The 18,024-nt window shown below is 54.0% G+C and carries 15 protein-coding genes; 3 read left to right on the plus strand and 12 right to left on the minus strand.

From position 1 onward, the window contains the following. The first annotated feature begins 123 nt into the window (after positions 1–123). Positions 124–1,002 (plus strand): LysR family transcriptional regulator, encoded by an 879-nt coding sequence (locus C173_RS21840; RefSeq protein ID WP_036728446.1) that lies wholly within the window; start codon positions 124–126, stop codon positions 1,000–1,002. A 53-nt stretch (positions 1,003–1,055) separates the two neighbouring features. Here C173_RS21840 and C173_RS21845 read toward each other — a convergent pair whose 3' ends face one another. The 3 genes from C173_RS21845 to C173_RS21850 are packed head-to-tail and all read right to left on the minus strand — an operon-like array spanning position 1,056 to position 5,099. Continuing rightward, entirely contained in the window at positions 1,056–3,866 is a 2,811-nt protein-coding gene (locus C173_RS21845) for a glycoside hydrolase family 2 TIM barrel-domain containing protein (protein ID WP_036728448.1), read from the minus strand. Between the two features lie 27 nt (positions 3,867–3,893). Further along, on the minus strand, positions 3,894–4,079 hold the full coding sequence (locus C173_RS35070; RefSeq protein WP_235191978.1) for a hypothetical protein: 186 nt from the start codon (positions 4,077–4,079) through the stop codon (positions 3,894–3,896). A gap of 39 nt (positions 4,080–4,118) precedes the next feature. Next, a complete protein-coding gene (locus C173_RS21850; RefSeq protein WP_036728450.1) occupies positions 4,119–5,099 on the minus strand; it encodes an aldo/keto reductase in 981 nt (326 codons plus the stop codon). A 179-nt stretch (positions 5,100–5,278) separates the two neighbouring features. On the opposite strand from C173_RS21850, the gene C173_RS21855 reads away from it, so the two are divergent. Next, positions 5,279–6,196: an AraC family transcriptional regulator gene (locus tag C173_RS21855; RefSeq protein ID WP_036728452.1), complete on the plus strand. Its 918-nt coding sequence runs from the start codon at positions 5,279–5,281 to the stop codon at positions 6,194–6,196. A gap of 7 nt (positions 6,197–6,203) precedes the next feature. Here C173_RS21855 and C173_RS21860 read toward each other — a convergent pair whose 3' ends face one another. Then, entirely contained in the window at positions 6,204–7,685 is a 1,482-nt protein-coding gene (locus tag C173_RS21860; RefSeq protein ID WP_036728455.1) for an Lsa family ABC-F type ribosomal protection protein, read from the minus strand. Between the two features lie 299 nt (positions 7,686–7,984). Further along, a complete protein-coding gene (locus C173_RS21865) occupies positions 7,985–8,836 on the minus strand; it encodes a Cof-type HAD-IIB family hydrolase (RefSeq protein WP_036728457.1) in 852 nt (283 codons plus the stop codon). A 377-nt stretch (positions 8,837–9,213) separates the two neighbouring features. On the opposite strand from C173_RS21865, the gene C173_RS21870 reads away from it, so the two are divergent. Next, complete coding sequence (locus C173_RS21870; protein WP_036728460.1) at positions 9,214–10,146, plus strand: hypothetical protein; 933 nt, start codon at positions 9,214–9,216, stop codon at positions 10,144–10,146. A gap of 626 nt (positions 10,147–10,772) precedes the next feature. Here C173_RS21870 and C173_RS21880 read toward each other — a convergent pair. Genes C173_RS21880 through C173_RS21910 form a run of 7 tightly spaced genes read right to left on the minus strand, consistent with a single transcriptional unit; the run spans position 10,773 to position 17,968 of the window. Next, the gene (locus C173_RS21880) at positions 10,773–11,927 is read right to left on the minus strand and encodes an amidohydrolase family protein (protein ID WP_036728465.1); all 1,155 of its coding nucleotides are present in this window, start codon (positions 11,925–11,927) and stop codon (positions 10,773–10,775) included. Then, positions 11,924–12,988 carry a pyridoxal-phosphate-dependent aminotransferase family protein gene (locus C173_RS21885; protein WP_036728468.1) on the minus strand — a complete coding sequence of 355 codons (1,065 nt, stop codon included), beginning with the start codon at positions 12,986–12,988 and terminating at the stop codon, positions 11,924–11,926. Before C173_RS21885 ends, C173_RS21880 begins: the two co-directional genes overlap by 4 nt. Before the next feature lie 25 nt (positions 12,989–13,013). Continuing rightward, the gene (locus tag C173_RS21890; RefSeq protein ID WP_036728471.1) at positions 13,014–13,766 is read right to left on the minus strand and encodes an ABC transporter ATP-binding protein; all 753 of its coding nucleotides are present in this window, start codon (positions 13,764–13,766) and stop codon (positions 13,014–13,016) included. Next, positions 13,757–14,521: an ABC transporter ATP-binding protein gene (locus C173_RS21895; protein WP_036728473.1), complete on the minus strand. Its 765-nt coding sequence runs from the start codon at positions 14,519–14,521 to the stop codon at positions 13,757–13,759. The genes C173_RS21890 and C173_RS21895 overlap by 10 nt, the downstream gene beginning before the upstream one ends. Next, complete coding sequence (locus C173_RS21900) at positions 14,518–15,387, minus strand: ABC transporter permease (RefSeq protein WP_155991610.1); 870 nt, start codon at positions 15,385–15,387, stop codon at positions 14,518–14,520. Before C173_RS21900 ends, C173_RS21895 begins: the two co-directional genes overlap by 4 nt. Next, on the minus strand, positions 15,384–16,373 hold the full coding sequence (locus C173_RS21905) for an ABC transporter permease (RefSeq protein ID WP_063830937.1): 990 nt from the start codon (positions 16,371–16,373) through the stop codon (positions 15,384–15,386). The genes C173_RS21900 and C173_RS21905 overlap by 4 nt, the downstream gene beginning before the upstream one ends. Continuing rightward, positions 16,370–17,968: an ABC transporter substrate-binding protein gene (locus C173_RS21910; protein ID WP_235191979.1), complete on the minus strand. Its 1,599-nt coding sequence runs from the start codon at positions 17,966–17,968 to the stop codon at positions 16,370–16,372. Before C173_RS21910 ends, C173_RS21905 begins: the two co-directional genes overlap by 4 nt. Between the last annotated feature and the right edge of the window lie 56 nt (positions 17,969–18,024).

The raw sequence follows: 18,024 nt of genomic DNA on the forward strand, positions 1-18,024 counted from the left end.
GTAGGCTGCAAGTCCAGCCTTCTAAGGTCTGTATGTCTATCTTAGACTTGATTAATATGTGCGTCTAATTTATTATTTTCATTAAATTCATTAATAATATTAATGTATAAAGGGGCTGTCTGCATGGAGCTTACACAACTGGAGTACTTTCTGACCGTAGCCCGGCTTGAGCATATGACCTCTGCGTCCAAAGCGCTGCGAATTACGCAGCCTGCCTTGAGCCATGCGATTTCCAAACTGGAAAGTGAGCTGGGGGTTCCTTTATTCGAGCGTAAGGGACGCAATGTCCAGCTCAACCGCTATGGGGTTATGTTCAGTTCGCGGGTCGAAGAAGCGCTGCGCAATATCGGGAATGGGGTGCGGGAGATTGAGGAGTCGTCCAATGCGGAGAGTGGAACCGTTCATCTGTCTTATCTGAATATTCTTGGTGTGGACCTGATCCCATCGCTTATCAGAGATTATCAGGCAGACCATCCGAAGGTACGGTTTGATCTGTATCAGGGGAATCACGGGGATATCGACGAAGCGCTGGATAACGGGACCTCGGATATGCTGATTACGTCCAGAGAGACTACGGCTGAGGATAAGGAATGGAAGGTCATCCGCAGATTACCGATTTATATTGTGGTCTCCAGTTCCCACCGGTTCGCCTCGCGTTCTTCATTGAGTCTGTTCGAGCTGTCGGGTGAGCCGTTTGTCGGACTGAAGACGAATTGCGGACTCAAGAGCACAATCACCTCCCTCTTCCAAAATACTAATTTCGAGCTGGCCTCCACCTATGACGCTGAGGATCTGATTACTGTGGCCGGCTTCATCAAAGCCGGGCTTGGCGTCTCCGTGCTTCCGCAGACGCTGGGACTGATGCTTGACGGGCTGGTCTGGATTCCCATCCAGGAACCGGGCTGGGAATGGGAGGTGGGCCTGCAATGGCGCCGGGACCATTATCTGTCCCCCGCCTCCAGAAGGTTCATGGAGTATATTCAGCAGAATAGAGAAGTATAAAGAGCTGCCCCAACCAGCCGCTTCACGGCTGTGGGACAGCTCTACCCAGTCTTTTAACGAATCAATGCCCGAAGCTCTGCAATCGTTGCCCGGTATTGCGGCTGGAAATCAGCAGAATTCATATAACCGGCTATGCTGGTCAAGAATTGTCTGCCTTCAGTGGTCCGGCTCACCTTAGCGGCATCCAGTACACACAGCAGCAGATTACCGTTACCTACGCTGCACTCTGTGAGGAAACTTAGCTTGTGATTACGCTCGAAATTATCGATGGTCTGTACGATGGGATTCCAGCTGCGGTCCGCCTCATCCATGATAAGCGATTTGGAATGCTGGGCGATGGTCCACCACGGGTAGGTGGAATACGCTTCACTAGGGAAATCGCGCAGCACCGGATGCCCGTTATCGATCAACAGGCCCATGGTACCGATGGGAACCGGCCGGTTCATGCTCTCCGAGATCGAACGGAACATCGGGTAGCACCAGAAATCCGTGCAATAATAGCCTTCGATTCCGTTCTGAACCGACTCCGGTTCCGGCATCAGCAGCACGTTGCCGCCTTGCTCCAGCAGGGTGACTGCCTTCTCAGACAGCTCTGTGAACACATGGATGCCTTCAGCTTCAAGCGGGTTATCCCTCTGCTCAGGATATATCCACAAGTCGTAGCTTTTACGGATATCGGTTCCTTGGACCCGGAGCGCCAGCTCCGCACGGCTCATCCGGTCAACCGCCGGAAGCTCTATCGCCAGATCACAAATGTCAATGTAGTGGGTTCCGGCAGGAATAAAGGCTCCGGCTGAGCCCGTTGTCCGAACTCCCCCTTCAACCGCAAGCTCCCAGTGAAGCTCAATGGCATCCGGCATGCCGCTGCGGAAGCAACTCAGCTCCACATGGGCCTCGAAGGTTTCCCCGGCGCCGTAGTTGTATTTAGGGAATCTTGCCAGCAGCACGGCATCATTACAGAAGGTACGCCACTCTTCCGGGCTAATCAGCCCCTTGGAATCCATGAAGGCATCCAGAACACCTACCAATGCTGTACCCTGGCCGCTGAAGTCCTGGAGATCCAGAAGCTGGAAGCCCGCTAACCGGCGGGAACGGAAGGCAGCCTCAAGCTCTTCCTTGTAGCAAGCGACAGCGAGCTGGCCTGAGCTTTTGAAGTATGCATCGGCCAGATGGCCAAGCCCCTTGCTCTCCAGCCGTTCGCGGAAGATGACGAAGTTCCCGGCCTTGAGTGGACCTGTGTACTTCCCGATTTCCTGGAAATCCGGAAACGTAGCATATTGTCCAATCTCATGCGAGATTACCGGAACCTGTGCTATCCATTCACCGGACTCACTGCCGGATTGTACGGCCTTGGCTTCAGTGCCGTACTGGATCAGGATCTCGCCGCCTGCCTCGACGGACACTCCTTCACCATTCCCGAAGCCCGGCGGAACAATCTGATCGTCGTAATCCTTCATTGTACTTGGCAGTGAGGTCTGGACATGGCCAAGCGGAGCATCGCACATGGCATAGGACCCTCTGAACAGCCGGTCGCGCGTGAAGCGCACACCGCTGAAGAAATCGTCATGCTCCAGCACCTCCGGCACCCATTGATGGTTATTCGAGCCTTGGGTGTAGAGCGGACGGTCATCGAACGCTTTATAATCTGCCAGGAACGAATCAATCCGCTCCTTGCTGCCCCATAACTCATTGCCTAGCGACATCATGACGAAGGATGGATGATTGCCGAATTCCCGCAGGATAGCGTATCCTTCGCTGATCAGATAGTCCTGCTCTGCCTGATTATGCCCTTCATCGGTATCTACAGTAATGGTTCCCCAGAACGGCAGCTCCGGCTGCATGTAGATCCCGAGCAGATCGGCAGCGGTGAAGGCTGCTTCCGGCGGACAGCAGGTATGGAAGCGGTAGTGGTTAATACCGTAGGACTTCGCAATACCCAGAATCCGCACCCACTCTCGGGCGTCTGTAGGAGCATAGCCGGTGAGCGGGAAGATCAGGCCGTCATGCTTGCCGCGCAGAAAAGTCTTTTCCCCATTAATGGTGAACTTGTCCCCCTCAGCCCGGAATGACTTAAGCCCAAAGATCACCTCCTGCCGGTCCACGGTAATGCCATCGCTGCCCTTGAGAACAAGGCTGACAGTATACAGATGGGGAGCGAATTCACTCCACAGCAGCGCATCGGGACCCAGTGCATAGTCTATAGTGAACGGACCCGGTGTGATGACATATTCCTGTTCCTCTACGTAATGTGTTATCTCACTATTGAAGCTATTAGCAGATACCGCGAGTGTAGCACCTTGCATGCTCTCCAGCGTTGAGGAGATCTGCACCGAACGTGCAGGCAGATCAGACTTCAGCCGGATGCCGCTAATCCGGGCTTCCCCATAGAACTGCAGCTCCATCCGCCCGGTAATTCCGTTCCAGTTGGTCTGGGTGTCCGGCGAGGTCATATGCCCGCCTTTGGTCGGATAGCCGGTGTTGTCCACCCGGATAGTAAGCGTATGACTCCCGGGCTGCAGCTGCGGCAGCTCATATACATGCGGAGTATTCAAGCTGTCGCGGCTGCCGATCTCCACACCGTTTACCCAGAGGGTGCTAAGCCTTGTACGTTCCAGATATAAGCAGCAGTGCTTACCCGCCAGCTCTTCCGGAATCCCAACCTCTCTGGAGTACCAGACCGGTCCTTCATAACGGAATTCATCCGTCAGAGCGCCTACCAGAATCTCCTCATTCTTCGGCCCTTTACGGGCGAAGGAGGTAGTTCCCGGCAGCATAATTACATCGGTAAAAGGTAGCACCAGTCCTTGCCCATTCTCTTCCAGCTGCAGCTTCCATTCGCCTTCAAGGCTGATCTTTGACAGCACAATTATCACTCCTAGTAATGGTAATCTCTATACTCTTGCGGCCAGATGCCGCCATGAATCCAGCAGTTCATCACTGTGCATCCAGCTTCCAGTCAAATCCTTAATCAAACGCTCCGGCAGCATTTCTCGGCTTCCTGTTAGTTTCTCCTTAAGCAGGGCTGTTTCCTGCTCCAGCAAAAAGCGCTTGCCGGAATGGTACCGGCAAGCGCTCAATGGATGAAGCTGATTCAGTTGTCTACTAAATGGAAATTTTCAAAGCGCTCCAACGATAGCATGCGGCACGTAGTGCTCTTCCAGCCGGGCAATCTCTTCAGCTGTCAGCTGAAGGGATAACGCTCCCACCGCATCTGTAATATGCGACAGCTTCGTCGCCCCGATAATCGGCGCAGTGACCGGCTGTTTCTGCAGCAGCCAGGCCAGTGCAACATGGATGCGCGGAACTCCGCGCTCCGCCGCAATGGCAGCTACCTGCTCGACAATCAGGCGGTCCTTATCGGCTGTAGCATCGTATTTGGATCTCTGTACCTGATCCGTTTCCGAGCGCAGCGTAGATTCCGCCCAGTCCCGGGTTAGCCGGCCGGAAGCCAAGGGGCTGTAGGGGATGACCGCAATGCCCTCTTCCTTACAGAGCGGGAGCATCTCACGTTCCTCTTCACGATAGATGAGATTCAGATGGTTCTGCATGGAGACGAACCGGGTCCAGCCGTTCATATCAGCAACATGCAGCGCCTTCTGGAACTGCCAGGCATACATGGCGGAAGCGCCAATGTAGCGGGCTTTTCCCGCCTTCACCACATCATGCAGGGCTTCCATCGTTTCTTCAATCGGCGTAGTATAATCCCAGCGGTGAATCTGGTACAGATCAACGTAATCAGTTCCCAGCCGCTTCAGGCTGTGGTCGATCTCGCTCATAATTGCTTTGCGGGACAAGCCCCCGCCGTTCGGTCCGGTTCGCATAGGGAAGAATACTTTGGTCGCAATCACCACCTCATCCCTGGCAGTCATGTCCTTCAAAGCCCGTCCGAGCATTTCTTCACTCGTGCCGTCAGAATAGACATTGGCCGTATCAAAGAAATTAATGCCCAGGTCCAGTGCGGTACGGATCATCGTCCGGCTCTGCTCTTCATCCAGCACCCAAGGGTGCACCCAGCGCTTGGCATCGCCAAAGCTCATACAGCCCAGGCACAGTCTGGAGACATCAAGGCCGGTGTTGCCCATTTTTGTATATTCCATTCGCTTGTTCCCTGCTTTCCTGAGAATAGTGTAGATTACAGTCTCTCTTATTGTGCAACAGATAATGGATTGGCGTTATCACAATAGTCGCGAATGATTGCCTAATCCTACCGTTCTCATTAACACTCCCGCCGGATATGCCCTATAATGAAACCATATGAAACTAAGGAGGATCTCAAGTGACCGAAGCAATCGCAACGCAAAAGCTTGAGCTGTGCCGGCTGATTGAGCGGCATACCGGCCGGGACGGCGCTCATGAAACGGCCGTGCCTGCACTGCAATTCATCCGTTACTCCCAGGCGAGTGAGCCTGCTTACAGAGTGTATAACCCGTGTTTCTGCTTCATTACCCAAGGCGTGAAGGAGATTATGCTGGCTCAGGAGCATTTTGTATATACCTCTTCTGATTTCCTGGTGGCTTCAATGAACCTGCCGGTAGTGGGACAAGTGATTAAGGCGTCCCCGGAGGTTCCCTATTTAAGCTTCAAAATGGAATTCACGCAAAACCAGATTCTGGAGGTCCTCCATGAATCGCAGCTGCAGATTCTCCCCCGGGAGAATGCCCGGCGTGCCTTATTCGTCGGACACATCGACACGGATCTGCTGGATGCGCTTCTCCGTCTGGCGCGGTTGCTCAATACTCCCAAAGACATCCCGTTCCTTGCCCCTCTATATACTAAGGAAATTCTGTATAAACTGCTGCAGGGACCATATGGAGTAACGCTGGCCCAGATTGCCATGGAAGGCAGCAGCACTTACCGGATCAGGGTAGCAATTGAACAGATTGTCAGCCATAGCGAACAGGCTCTGCGGATTGACGAGCTGGCCGATATCGCCAATATGAGCGTCTCCGCATTCCACCGCTACTTCAAGGAAGTTACGGCTATGAGCCCGATCCAGTTCCAGAAGCAGCTGCGCCTGCAAGAGGCTCGCCGCCTGTTATTAGCTGAGTCTGCAGATGCAGCCGATGTTGCCTTCCGGGTCGGCTACGAGAGCGCCTCACAGTTCAGCCGGGAATATTCCCGTATGTTTGGCGCTCCCCCTCGGGCCGACATCAAGCGGTTGAAGGAACAATTTGAGCTTCCGGTACAGATTTGATACCTGCTTAGTCGAGTACAACCTGCTTAGTCGCGATATTCGCGCAGAATTCGCGGTCATGCTCCACGAACAGGATCGTCGGTGTATATTCCAGCAGCAGCTCCTCGATCTGCATCCGGGAGATAACATCGATGAAGTTGAGCGGTTCATCCCAGATGTGCAGATGCACCTGCTCGCTGAGGCTTGCGGCAATCAGCACCTTTTTCTTCTGCCCGCCGCTGTACGTGGACATATCCTTCTCGAATTGCAGCCGCGAGAAATCGAGCTTCCGCAGAATCGACTTGAACAGGCTCTCGTCGATCCCCTGCTCTCTCGCATATTCACTCAGGCTGCCCTTGAGCTGCGAAGTATCTTGGGATACATAAGAGATAGACAACTGGCTGTCCCGTGCGAAGTGGCCGGTATAGTTTATGTCCTCCCCGCAGATCAGCTTCAGAATGCTTGATTTGCCTGAGCCGTTGCTGCCGGAGAGGGAGACCCGGTCCCCCTGTTCCAGAGCGAAGCTAACACCGGAGCATACCGTTTTGTCGTCATAGCGGATCGACAGATCCTCCAGCTCCACCAATTGCTGCTTATGATAAGGAAGCTGTGCGATCTTCAGGCTGTCCGCGCTCTCCAGATTCCGCAGCAGCTTCGACTTCTCGGCGATGGCGGATTCCTGCCGCTGCTGAATCGACTTGGAGCGCTTCATCATCTTGGCGGCCTTGTGGCCGACGTAGCCTTTATCCAATTTGTTGCCGGAGCTCCGGGTGCCATTCTTAGATTTCTCGACTTCATGCGCCCAGCCGCCCGTTCTTTTGGCTGAGTCCGATAAGCGCTTGATGTCCTTCCGCAGCTTCTCATCCTCCGCCAGCTCGAACTGATCCTGTCTGGACTTATTCTCCCACCAGCTGCTGAAGTTGCCCTTCTGGATCTCAATATTGGTCTTGTTAATCGACAAGATATGGTCCACACAGTTATCGAGAAAAGCACGGTCATGCGACACGAGAATATACCCGCTCTTCGTACGCAGATAGTCACTGACCAGCTTCCGGCCCTTCGCATCCAGATGGTTCGTCGGCTCGTCTATGAGCAGGAACTGGTTCTCGCGCGCGAACAGAGCGGCCAGCAGCACCTTCGTCTGCTCCCCGTTCGACAGCGATTCAAACGGCCGGTACAGCGTATCCTCGGACACCCGCAGCAGCGACAGCTCGCGCATCAGCTTCCAGTGCTCCATCTCCGGGTCAATCTCCTGCATGACATCCACGGTCAGAGCCGCAGGGTCAGCCACCGCAAACGGGAAATACTCGAAGCCCACCTGCGCGGATATCGTCCCGCTGTACTCATATTTGCCAAGCAGCAGGTTCAGGAAGGTTGTTTTGCCGCGGCCGTTGCGGCCGGTGAAGCCCAATTTCCAATCTGTATCCAGCTGAAAGCTCACATTCTCAAAAATATGTTCGTAAGTGCCCTCATAGGCAAAAGTCAGCTTGCTCACATTAATCAAAGACATACAAGTATCCTCCTGTATTTACAAAAATAAAAGCTGCAAGAAGGTTCTCCTCCAGCAGCTCAAATAAACACAGCAAATCCCATACCCGGACACTATCTCCAGGCGGACTTGAATAAGGATATTTGGACCAGAGTGAAAAGAGGCAGACCCTTCCTGCATATCAACCATAAATTGCGCGCCGCAAATAACGCTTGTTTATTGGTCACATTACGCAAGAAATGTCCGCACGATACTCTTCAACTCCAATCGCTTAATTAAGTGCATTTTAACACGAGTCTTCCCGGAGATCAACCCGTTAGTCAGATCAGTCCGTGCTTCAGGAAGCAATTATACAGTCCATCGTTCTCAATAGAATCGGTAATATCATCGGCAATTGCTTTGAGCGGCTCGCGGGCATTGCCCATGGCAACCCCCACCTGGACATATTCCAGCATCTCCATATCGTTCAGCCCGTCTCCAATCGCCATACTGTTCTCAAGCGGGATATTCAAATGATGCAGGACATCGGCAATAGCGGAAGCTTTATGAACGCCAGGCATCATCAGTTCCCCGCTGTTCTCCCCGAAGATCGGGATGGAGCACTGAATCGCCGTGAACCGGTCCTGTAATTCCTTCTGAATCTGATCAAAGGGCAGGCTGCTCTCCAAGAAGCATACCTTATTAACGTCATCCAGATATAACTCCTCGTCCCCGTAAGTGAGTGTTGCGATATAGGGATGAGGTGACTGCCGTTTTCTCTCCTGCGCCTCGGGATCATTCAGCAAGTCGCCATAGATTCTGCGCTCCAGATGCGGCTGTAAATGGCGGCTGCCGTGAAGCGCTGTATTGGATTCCAGAATGAAATCGACCCCGTTCGCGTTAAAATAATCGATCAAATGCTTCGCATCCTCCGGGGTCACTTTTTTATGATAAAGCATTTCGCCACCGCTCTCCACATATCCGCCTGCCGCTCCAATCAGCCCGTCGAACCCGATCTCCCAGATATAATCATAGATTTCAGCCTTGGAGCGTCCGGTGCACAGGTACAGCAAATGCCCGTTCTTCCGTGCCTGCTGGCATGCCTGCACTGCTGATTCCGGGACTATTCCATTCTCCATGAGAAGCGTTCCGTCAATATCGATGAAAACAATCTTTCTGCTAGTTTGATTCATGTCCTCTTCTCCCCTTTGTCTAGTCTTCCACTGAACTATAGGTTATGAAATGCGTTCCAAGTCAAGCGTTATTTCACTAGTGCCGCCCGATTCATCCATTCCGGATCTGTCCAAATAGATAAGATAGATAAGATACACTTTAGGTTTGAACTCTAAGCTTGGTCGTCACTGCGGTGAACATTTGGACTTCCGGCCGCTGCCCAGTTTGGATTTCTTTATTTAAACCGCTCCTCGCGGTAGAAATCCAAACACAAAGGCGGTCGCTATCGCTCCTCCAGTTCCAAATTTCCCCTCCGCTTCTTTTTGCTTTTCGTTAATTTCTTTAGTGCTTCTTATATAGGCGTTACCAGCAAACCTTATCCCACAGGAGGTACATAATGAGAACATTATCAGAATCCTTAACAAAAACAGCAAGAGCGGTGCTGCTAAGTACAGCTCTGACTCTGGCAGGCGGTACAGTACTTACGGGGGCACAGCCGGTAGCTGCTGCATCTGCATCGGATGCCCAGGCGGTCTACAACCAGTTCCGCAAATATGTCAGCAATCCCGCAAGCCTCGCACAGGCACGCAAATATCTTATGAACCATATCTCCAAAGTTGGCTCCTGGTACGGCACGGTAATGACCCTTCAATTGGAAAATGCCCAGAAGGCGGGGCTTGAGCGGTTCTCTGAGAAGCTATATACAGATGCTGTGCAAAAAGCGCTAATGGATGCCGAAATTAACAACGACATGACCTATACGGAGATTCTAAAGCGGGTTAAAGCGCCTGCGGTCCGCAAGCTGATTGAAGAGATTTGGGATAAAGGCTATAAGCTGGAGTCCAGCGAAGGCATGTATTATCCGGTTATGCATTATGAAGGCTTCAAGGTCTTCAAACCCTATGTCAGCAAGGATATCGCCGCGTATATTGATATCATGGCAACGGAGAGCAACAAGCCTTCCACCTTCGATGCAGGTATCGTGATCACTTGGGATGAGTTGATCGGCAGAGCGGCTATCATGAGTGATTATGTCCAGGATTATCCGAAGTCGAACCGGACCGCGGCCATCCGCAATGAAATGTCTTATACGGTTCCACTAGTACTGCTCGGCTCGGATAACACCCCAGCCTACGATTACGACACGAATGAACTCGACCCTGAGCTGCGCCGGGCCTACGACCACGTCCTGATGGAGGGCCCAGGTGACAACAAGGTGCTAAATATTCTGCCCAAGCTGGTAACGCTTCTGAATACTTCCGGTAATCAAAAGACGCCTGCGGTTGAATCCTACCTGGATCAAGTGGTTAAGCAGTATACCGAGCTTTGATTGGTACAATTGGAACAATATCGACCCTGACGGGGAAAGGAAATTAGCTTGATAGATACGCACCGGGTCCAATTGTGATCGGTTTTTCGATTACATTGGGACCACACCCCTACGTAGCGCTCCAATGTAATCGGTTTTTCGATTACATTCGGCCACATGCCTACGTAGCGTCCCAATGTGATCGGTTTTTCGATTACATTCCGCACACGTGCCTACGTAACGCTCCAATGTGATCGGTTTTTCGATTACATTCGGCCACACGCCTACGTAACGCTCCAATGTGATCGGTTTTTCGATTACATTCGGCCACATGCCTCCGTAGCGCCCCAATGTGATCGGTTTTTCGATTACATTCGGCCACATGCCTACGTAGCGTCCCAATGTGATCGGTTTTTCGATTACATTGGGCCACACACCTCCGTAGTGCCCTAATGTGATCGGTTTTTCGATTATATTGGGCCACACACCTACGTAGCGCCCCAATGTGATCGGTTTTTCGATTACATTCGGCCACACGCCTACGTAGCGCTCCAATATGATCGGTTTTTCGATTACATTTGGCCTCGGGCCATCACACCGCAAAGAGGCTGTCCTTCATCAGAAAGGACAGCCTCTTTGTACAACCGCTACACCAAATCCTCTTCCAGCGCTCCAGTAATGACCGTAACAATGCTTGTGCGCAGTTGATCCGCATTCTTGGCCTGATAAGGATCGGCGGCGTAGATGACGGCATCGGCAATATAGCCTTCCGCAATCCGGCCCAGCTCATGGCCGCTTCCAAGTATCGCCGCTGCGTCTTCTGTAGCTGACCGCCAGACCTCCACCCGGCTCAGGCCGTAGTCCAGCAGCGTGTCGAATTCCTGCAGGTTGTAGCCATGCAGCGCAGGCGTAGCGTAATCGGTGCCGAAGCCAAGCCGCACCCCTGCCTCCCTGGCATATCCAAGCGCGATGGCATGAGCATCGGCGGCCCGGGCGGCACGTTCACAGATGAGCGGACTTAACGCCAGCACTCCCTTCGGATCGGCGGCAATCCGGTAGATTGAAGTGGTCGGCACGTAAGCCACGCCGGATTCGGCCAGTCTCCCGGCCTGATCCCAGGTCATGAACATCCCATGCTCAATAGATTCCACACCGGCTTGGATCGACCAGTCAATCGTCACCCCGCCCCAGGTATGCACCAATACCTTCTTCCCGTTCGCATGGGCATGACGGACGATGAAGGCGAATTCCTCCCCGGAGAAGTTCGGCTCCGTAACCTTCTCGGTAGGTGCGCCAAGACCGCCGGTTGCCATGATTTTAACCCAGCCTGCCCCGGTCGCGTAGATCTCCGTCAGGCGGTTCTCCAGATGCTTAATCCCCTTGGCATCGGAAGCTCCCAGCATTTCACTGCTGGTCTCTACCCGCAGCGGCTGCTGGTAATACTTCACGAGATGCCGGATCGTGGCTGGCAGAATACCGCCGGCATCGCGGGCTGTAGTTACCCCCGTCCGCAAGGTAGCGGCGAAGGCCTCCGCCTGCATCACCTCAATCTCGCGGGGGTCCCGGCGGAGCTGATCGTCATGGTCGAAGTCGGTCCAGGCCAGATGGGTGTGCAGATCCAGAATGCCCGGACTGATCCATAGCTGCTGCTGCCGGGAGCCTTCCGCCTGTTCCGGGTGCGGACCTACTTCTGCCACTGCGGTGAACCGCCCGTTCGTAATCTCGATATCGAAGCGTTTCCCCTGGGTGCCTGCAATATGGATTCCAGTGTATGCCTGAAATTGCGGCTGCTTAAGGATCATTCCACTTCCCTCCAGATCTGGCGGACGGCCTGCACTGCCGGTTCAGCATCCAGCTTCAGCAGTCTGGCCAGCGTCTGCACCGCTGCTTCGACACTCTCCCGGCTGGCATTCGTTCCGAAATGATTGATCCGCAGCAATTGACCGAATAATTCTCCGTCCCCGGGAGCGACGATACCGATAGGCTGCTTAATCAGTAGAAGCGGCTGCTCGTCAATCCGAACAGTCGTAGTCAGCGTAGAATAATGTCTGCTGTCCTTCTGCCAAGGCGCAAGCCCAAGCTCCGCGACCCCTGCGACAGCAGAGGCCGCCGCACGTTCATGCCGCTGGATAACCTGTGAAAGTCCCTCTTCGGCAACAGCCTCCAGGGCTTCGATTAGGGCTCTGGCTTCCAGGACCGGGATATTCGGCGGGACGCGGAGTGGCGCTGCGCCATCCGGGGATGGCTGCAGATCCAGCAAGGACAGAATGGAATTGCGCGGAGCTCGTTCGTTCGACGCCAAGAATGCCCAGCCTCGTGGGGAAATAGTGACCGCGCTGATTCCGTTAGGACCGGCGAGCGCTTTTTGCGCACCCATTACAGCGAAGTCCACGGCCCACTCATCTACGGACAGCGCCTCTCCCCCAACCGCCGACACGGAATCCGTTATCGTAATCAGGTCATGCCTGCGGGCCAGCTTGAAGATCTCCTCCGCAGGGTTCGAGCCGCCTGTAACCACCTCTGCCTGTACCAAAGAAATCGCATCCGGCTGATGCAGCTCAATCGCTGAGGCCACCTCCTCTACTGTAACCACCTGGTCGAAGGGAACCTTCACTTCCTTAACGGTAGCCCCGCCGCGCGTAAGCCATTCCCCGAACAAGCTGCCGTAAGGTCCGGTCACTACGTTCAGAATCGTACGTCCCGGCGCAGCAATTCCTGCTGCTACCGCCTCAATGCCTAGAATCGCTTCCCCCGGAATAATTACCGGAGGATGCTGTGTCCCTAATAACCGGGATAGTTGCTGTGTTAGTGTGTCCAGCTCAGATAACGTCAATGGTACGAATCCTGTAGTTTGACGGTTCATATAATCCTCCTGATGGTATGAATGTTCAATATTGCGGCATCTTGGGCACCGCAGACAATAGCTCCCGGCTGTATTCATGCTGGGGCCGGACGAAGAATTCATCCTTCGAATTCACCTCGACCAGCTGCCCCTGGCGCATCACAGCGACGGTATCGCTGACGGCATGAATGACTCCCAGATCATGGGAGATGAACAGCATCGTCAGATTAAGCTCGGCTTGCAGCGTATGGAATAGCTCCAGCACGCTGCGCTGTACTGAGACATCCAGTGCGCTGGTGGGCTCATCGGCAATCAGCAGGCTAGGCTCCACACTAAGCGCGCGGGCAATGGCGATCCGCTGGCGCTGGCCGCCGGAGAATTCATGCGGATATCTGTCCAGAGACTTGGTATCCAGCTGCACCCGGCCAAGCAGCTCCTTACTTCTGCGCTCAACCTGCGACCGCTCTACAATCCGGTGGAACAGCAAGGCTTCCGCCAGAATCTGCCGGACGGTATGCCGGGGATTCAGCGAAGAATCCGGGTTCTGAAAGATCATCTGAATCTGTTTATGCTGCGCCTTGCTCCGCTTCTTGCCTAACGGCTCCGCACCCAGCAGAAGCTGTCCTTCATCCGGAGTGATCAGTCCGGCAATAACCCGGGCCAGCGTAGACTTCCCGGAGCCGGACTCGCCGACAAGCCCCAGCGTGGTATGCCGCGCAAGCTCCAGCCGGATCTGATCAAGGGCGGTGAACCCGCCATAACGGACGGTTACATCCTGCACCTGTAATGCTACTTCCATGAGATCCCGCCTCCTTCCAGCTCCGGCAGAGGGAGCACCGAATCCATTAGCATCTGTGTATAAGCCTCAGCCGGATGCCGCAGCAGGCTATGTGTCTCGCCTTGCTCAATGATCCGGCCCTGCTTCATTACAACCAGTCTGGAGCAAAGATTGGCGGCAATCGCCAGGTTGTGGGTCACAAAGACCATAGCGAAGCCCAGCTCCTGCTGCAGACTCGTAATCGTATCTATAATCTGCCGCTGAACCGTCACATCCAGCGCGGTGGTCGGCTCATCACAGAGCAGAATGCCCGGCTTGCAGGCCAGCGCCAGAGCAATGACGACACGCTGGCACTGGCCGCCGGAGAGCTGCCCCGGGTAGCGGTCAGTTCTCTTCAGAGAATCTGGAAGACCGAGCCGTTCAAGCAGCTCCAGGGCGATGCGCCGCGCAGCCTTCAGACTGGTTCTCTGTCTGTAATATACAACCTCGGTCAGCTGCTTCACTACCGGGCAGAGCGGATCCAGCGCCCCTCTGGGGTCCTGGAACACCATGGCACTGCTTACCTTGCTGCGGACCACTCCCCCGGTCTGCTCCACACCACGCGGAAGCAGGCCGAGAATCGCCCGCAGCGTCAGCGATTTGCCGGAGCCGGATTCGCCCACTAGTCCCAGGCTTTCGCCGCGTTCAAGGGAGAAGCTGACGCTGTTGACCAGGATTTCTGTGGAAGAAGCTGCGAGTGTCAGTGTTTCGAGTTCAAGTACAGGTTGTGTTGTCATCCTTTTCTCCTCCAGATATCGGCCAGTCCGTCTCCCAGGAGAGACAACGCAATTCCCGTATACACAACTGCGAAGCCGGGAACCGCCGACAGCCACCAGGCTGTAGTAATGAAGGGTTGTCCGTCTGCGATCATCGTTCCCCAATCCGGCGTAGGCGGGGCAATCCCTATTCCCAGATAACCCAGCGTAACAATGGCTACCAGGAGTCCTATCATATCCGTCATCAGCACGACAACGGCTTGCGGCAGTACATTCGGCAGAAGATGGCGCAGAAGGATGCGGTGTCCGGGCAGACCTAGCGTCTGCGCCGAGGCGATCCATTCCTGCTTCCGGAAGGATGCGCTGAGTCCTCTGACCACACGGGCGAATACAATCCAGCCTACGAGAATGAAGGTAATATAGATTCCGCGCTCCCCTGCCCCGCTGGCGAAGGCCACGATAATGACGATCAGATAGAACGGGAAGGCAATAAAAGTGTCCGTGATCAGCGCTATAATTCTATCGGTCCATTTGCCATAGTACCCCGAAATCATGCCCAGCATGACGCCCGTGCAAAACGGAATAATCTCAGCCAGCACCATGATCGTCAGATCCGTCCGGGCGGCATAGATCAATCTGGTGAACAAATCACGGCCAAGCTGGTCGGTACCGAGCCAGTGGGCTGCGGAAGGCGGCTGCAGGAACGCGCTCAGATTCTGCTCCGTCGGGTTGTACGGACTTAAATAAGGAATGAAGATGGCGAGCAGTATAAGTATAGTGAACATAATGATTCCGATCAGCAGTGACGGGGTGTTCAGTACTCTTCGGAGTCCGCTTGCGGGCTTCCCGAGGTCCGGCAGGGTTGTATCTATCTGTGTAGTATTCATGATTTCCCCTTCGTTCTGGGATCAAGCCACCCGGAGATAATTTCGATTAGCAGACTGATAATTACAACAGCCAGTGCACAATAGAGCGCAATCCCCTGAATCACTGGAAAATCTCTATTCGAGATGGAGGTGAACAACAGGCTGCCAATGCCCTTGATCCCGAAGACCTGCTCCACAACGAGCGTTCCCCCGATCAGGTAGGACACATTCACTCCCAGCAGCATCAGGGTCGGCAATGCCGAATTGCGCAGCACATGCTTGAACAGGATGACTCTGGACGGAATTCCAGCTGCACGGAGAGTGACCACGAATTCGGATTCCAGCACTTCCAGCATTTGCGCACGCAGCGAGCGGACCAGCGTAGGAATCTGTGAAAAAGCAATCGTGACCGCCGGAAGCACCAGACTATGGAGCGTACCCGACCATCCCTCGCCGATTCCCCCTACGGGGAACCAGCCCAGCCGCACACTAAAGAACAGAATGAACAGAATCCCAACCCAGAAGACCGGCATCCCAAGGGTGACCGCTGGAATAATGCGGATCAGATGGTCGAGCAGCTTGTCCTTGTGGGTGGCAGCAACCGTTGCCAGCAGAAGGGCTACAATTACCGCAAGCACCGAAGCAATTACAATCAGCAGTAGTGTGACCGGAGCACGCTCTGCAATCAGCTCTCTCGACGAGGTGCCGGCAATAATAGAGTTTCCGGTATCTCCCTGAGTGAACAGCAGCTTCACGAACCGGGTGAACTGATCCCATAAGGAGAGATCCAGTCCCAGTGTGTGGTGCATATTCTTAAGCGCTTCAGGTGTGCTGTATTCACCTAGAATCATTTTGGCGGGGTCACCGGGTACAATTCGAATCAGGAAAAAGACCGCCGTCATTACGCAGAGGATAACAAGTAAGGCTCTTACAAGGGCTAGGGCCAGCCACTTGTAAGAACCGTTGTTTCCAGCTGCACCCCTCAGGGTTAGCCTGGATTTCATCATTTAGATAGTCGGACATCTTCCAGACGGATGCTGCCGTTAGGCAGAACCACAAGTCCGTCAACTGAAGAACGGGCGCCGATCAGGATATCAGGATAGTACAGCGGGATGTAAGGAACTTCATCGGCAAGCGTCTGTAAAAGCTCGGTGTAGATGGTAGCCCGTCCTTCACCGTCTGCTGTCTTCTGGCCTTCATATAGCAGCTTGGTTACCTTCTCATTCGTGTAATGCGTCCAATACGATTTGCTGAAGCCTTCCGGGTCGGTCTGGAACGCCAGAATCGAGTTCGCTTCCGGGGAATCCGCCTGACCGCTGTTCAGCATCGCCGCGAAATCATAAGCGAAGAAGCGTTCACGGAAGGTGGCCAGCTCCACCGATTCAATCTCAATCTTGATCCCGATCGCCTGGCCGGCTGCCTGGATAATCTGGGCTTCCTGGGCCCGGGTGCTGTTGCCCGAAGCCACCAGCAGCTTGGTGGAGAATCCGTCAGGGAAGGCCGATTTGGCCAGCTCTGCCTTGGCAGCCGCCGGATCGAAGCTCAGTGCATTGATCTTGTCATTGGCATTGTAAGGGATCGTTGATGGCAGCAGCGAAGTCGCCGTCTGCGCATAGCCGAAGGTCAGGGCCTTGGTCAGTCCGTCACGGTCAAGCGCCAGTGCCAGTGCCCGGCGGACATGCACATCGGAGAAGTGCTTATCCAGTGTATTGAAGAAGAGCTGTTCTGTCACCCAGCTGCCGTTCGTTACCACTGTTGTGTCTGCACCATCCTTGATCTCACCCGCATTCTGTAGCGACAGGGCTTCAACTGCATTCACTGCTCCCGCCTTAAGCTGGTTGATGGCTTGGCTGTCGTCCTGGATCAGCTTATAGACAAGCTTGTCGATATAAGGCTGGCCTTCCTTCCAGTAGTTGGTATTCTTGGTGAAGGTGACATCACCTGCCGGGTCCCAGGTCTCGATCACGAACGGCCCGGTGCCTACCGGCTTCTTGAAGAATTCCTCTTCGGTCACTCCGCCGAAGTTATTCGGGATGATCCCGTTCGAGAAGTTCGACAGCTCCGAAATGAATGGAGTGTAGGGTTCTTTCAGCGTGATTACCAGTGTCTTCTCATCCTGTGCCTTGACCGTATCTACTTTGGCCGAGATGGCCAGGGGACCGCCAACCTTCAGATGCCGCTGGAGGGAGAATACCGCATCCTCTGCGGTCACCGGCGTACCGTTCGAGAACTTCAGCCCGTCACGGAGTACGAACGTATAAGTTAAGCCGTCTTCGCTGATCGTATGCGAGGCTGCGAGCTGATCTGTAATTTCACCCTTGCTGTCAAAAGCAACCAGTGACTCAAACACTTTATCAATCGCAAATGCGTTATTCGATGTAATCTGGTTATGCAGATCAAACGACGTTACGGAAGCAGGGCGGCCATACACGAAGGTGCCTCCAGTTGCAGGCTCTGCTGTGCTTGCACTTTCCGTTGCCGCTGGAGCCGTACTGGCCTGAGCCCCATTACTGGAATCCGCAGGATTGGCAGACCCGGAGCAGCCGGCAAGCAGCGATACGAATAGTACCGCGAGTGTGCCCAGCCCTGCTGTTTTTCTCATAGAAGCTTTTAATTTAATCACGTGTGATCCACCCTTCCTATAAATCATATATGTTT

This window comes from Paenibacillus sp. FSL R7-277, assembly GCF_000517965.1.
Taxonomy (GTDB): Bacteria; Bacillota; Bacilli; order Paenibacillales; family Paenibacillaceae; genus Paenibacillus_AQ; species Paenibacillus_AQ silagei.